General features: G+C 63.6%; 2 protein-coding genes. Both read left to right on the top strand.

Annotation, left to right across the window (positions count from 1 at the left end; translation table 11 throughout):
* Positions 1–108 precede the first annotated feature (108 nt).
* Positions 109–1,890: an IS21 family transposase gene (istA, locus tag ACFFWD_RS15710; protein ID WP_376966618.1), complete on the top strand. Its 1,782-nt coding sequence runs from the start codon at positions 109–111 to the stop codon at positions 1,888–1,890.
* A complete protein-coding gene (gene istB, locus ACFFWD_RS15715) occupies positions 1,868–2,635 on the top strand; it encodes an IS21-like element IS1631 family helper ATPase IstB (protein WP_376966617.1) in 768 nt (255 codons plus the stop codon). The genes istA and istB overlap by 23 nt, the downstream gene beginning before the upstream one ends.
* The last annotated feature ends 76 nt before the right edge of the window (positions 2,636–2,711 follow it).

The raw sequence follows: 2,711 nt of genomic DNA on the forward strand, positions 1-2,711 counted from the left end.
GCCCCGTGGGTCGGTCAAAATCCCCCGGGTATGGTCACTTGAAACTCCCCCACCTGATGATCACCGTCAGCGCCGCTGAACAGCGGTAGCCGATCAGGCAGGACGTTTATTTTCGGTCCCTTTAGCCAGCAAGGGGCCGGGGAGTTGAACGTCTTGAAGCCACACCTGCAAAGCACGGTATTTACGCTACTCGATCGCAACACCAGCCAGCGCGAGATCCACAGGCTGACGGGGGTCGATCGCAAGACGATCCGGCGTTACCGGGCGCTGCGGGCTGGTGCGGAGGCAAATTCCCCCGGGGAAGTGACCACCGGCCCGGTGAGCGTGGACGGCCAAATTCCTCCACCCCGACCACCGGCTTCTGGGGCATCGGGAGCGACGGTCACCAGCAGCCTGGCCCGTTCGGCTTGCGAACCGCATCGGACGTGGATCGAAGAACAGGTCCGCCTGAAGCGGAATGCGCAGGCGATTTACCAGGACCTGGTCGATCATTTTGGCTTTCCGTCCAGCTACCAGAGCGTCAAGCGGTTTGTGCGCACGTTGCGACACAGCGATCCCGAGCAGTTTGATCGACTTGAGTTCCTGCCCGGCGAGGAGGCCCAGGTCGACTATGGCGAGGGCGCTCTGACGATTGATCCCAGGAGCGGCCGGTACCGCCGTCCCCGCCTGTTCGTGATGACGCTGCGCTACTCGCGGCGCAGCTTCCGGCGGGTGGTCTGGAAGTCCAGCCAACAAGTCTGGGCGCAGCTCCACGAAGAGGCGTTCCGGTATTTTGGCGGGGTCCCCAGCTATGTCGTGCTCGACAATCTGAAGGAAGGCGTCCTCAAGCCGGATTTGTACGAGCCCGAGCTCAACCCGATTTACAGCGCGATGCTGGCTCATTACGCCGTGGTCGCCGATCCCGCGCGGGTGGCCGATCCCAATCGGAAAGGATGCGTCGAGAGTGCGATTCAACATACCCAGGGCACCGCGCTGGCCGGACGGCGCTTCGAGACACTGGAAGCCCAGAACGAGTTCTTGAGGCACTGGGAGGAGAATTGGGCCTCCAAGCGCATCCACGGCAGCACGCGTCGTCAGGTCGAGGCGATGTTCCAGGAGGAGAAGTCACACCTGCGGCCGTTGCCAGTGGCTGCCTTCCGCATCTTCACCGAGGTCGTTCGGACCGTCTGCGACGATACCACCGTGCGTGTTGATAGCAGCTATTACGCTGCGCGGCCTGCACCCATCGGCAGTCAGGTCGTGGTGCGGATCTACGCCTCCACGATCGAGATCCGTGATCGCCGCACCCATGCGCTGCTGCGTGTTCATCCCCGGATGACGCACCCCGGTTCTGTCGTCCTGCCGACCAGCGAACGGCCGTTCAATCCGTCGCGGCAAACCGCCGTGCTGCTGGCGAGCGCCGAGCGCATCGGGCCGCAGACCAGGGCGCTGTGCCAGCAGGTGTTCGACACCGAGGGGCGCCCCGGACAGCGCGCGATGTGGGGCATTGTCGGGCTGAGCCGGAAGTATCCGGCACGGCTGGTCGAGCAGGCCTGCGCGCACGCCATCGGCAACCGCATCTACCGTTACAAGCACGTGCGTGCGACCGTCGAGCGGTTGTTCGAACAGGCGATCGCGCAGGTTGGAGCGACGCCACAGCCGGCATCGCCGCTCACCCAGGATCATCCGCTGATCCGCGCTCCAGCCGAATACGGCGATCTCTTCAGCCGTGCCGTGCGGCACGATGCCGGCGACAATGGCCGGCAGGCCGAGGCTCACGACGACCGCGCCCCTGCAACCCGCGCTCGTGGCGCCTGCGCAACCCCGGCCAGCTCCGGCGCCACGAGCGCTCCCGCGGCTTCTCACCTCAAACTGGAGACCAAACCCCATGATGACCATGCCGGAAATTGAGCGTTGCCTGCGACAGCTGCGCCTGTCGGGCGTTCGCGACACGCTGCAGACGCGCGTGCTGCAGGCGCAGGGCGCCAACCAACCCTTCCTCGAGACCTTCTCGTTGATCTTGCAGGACGAACTGGATCGCCGCCAGTCTCGCCTGATCGAGCGGCGATACCAGCAATCCGGGCTCGACGAAAAACTGACGCTCGCCGAGTTCGACTGGACCTTCAATCCCAGATTGCCGCGCCAGACTTGCTTCCAGCTCCACACCCTGGCGTTCATCGCCGCCGGCGAGAACGCGCTGCTCGTCGGCAAACCTGGCACCGGGAAGTCCTACATCGCCAAGGCGATTGCCTATCAGGCGATCCTGCAAAGCCACAAGGTCCAGTATCTTGAGACCGACGACTTCTTCCACCGCTACGCCATGAACTCCGCGGCACAACGCGAGGTCCGGCTGCGAACCATCATCGACTGCGATCTCCTCGTGCTGGACGATCTGTTCCTCGCACGCGCCATCCCTGACGACGCCGGCGCATTGCTGCAGACCCTGATCCATCAGCGCTACAAACTGCGCCGCAGCGTCATCGTTACCTCCAATCGCGTCGTGCAGGACTGGGGGACATACCTGGGGGACAACACCATGAGCACGACGATCCTCGATCGCCTGATGCATCATTGCCATCTGCTTGAGTTCGACGGACGCAGCTATCGGCTCAAAGAGGCCGCTGAAACTCTTGCCCGGGAAACAAAGGCAAACTAACAATCACCATGTCCTGCCTCGGGGTGGAGGAATTTGACTGACCATACCCGGAGGAATTTGAAGTGACCCGCGGGGG

The organism is Bradyrhizobium erythrophlei, assembly GCF_042430365.1.
Classification (GTDB): Bacteria; Pseudomonadota; Alphaproteobacteria; order Rhizobiales; family Xanthobacteraceae; genus Bradyrhizobium; species Bradyrhizobium erythrophlei.

Excerpts from the sequence above, each read along its gene's own strand:
- istB (WP_376966617.1), top strand. The coding sequence starts at position 1,868 with ATGATGACCATGCCGGAAATTGAGCGTTGCCTGCGACAGCTGCGCCTG.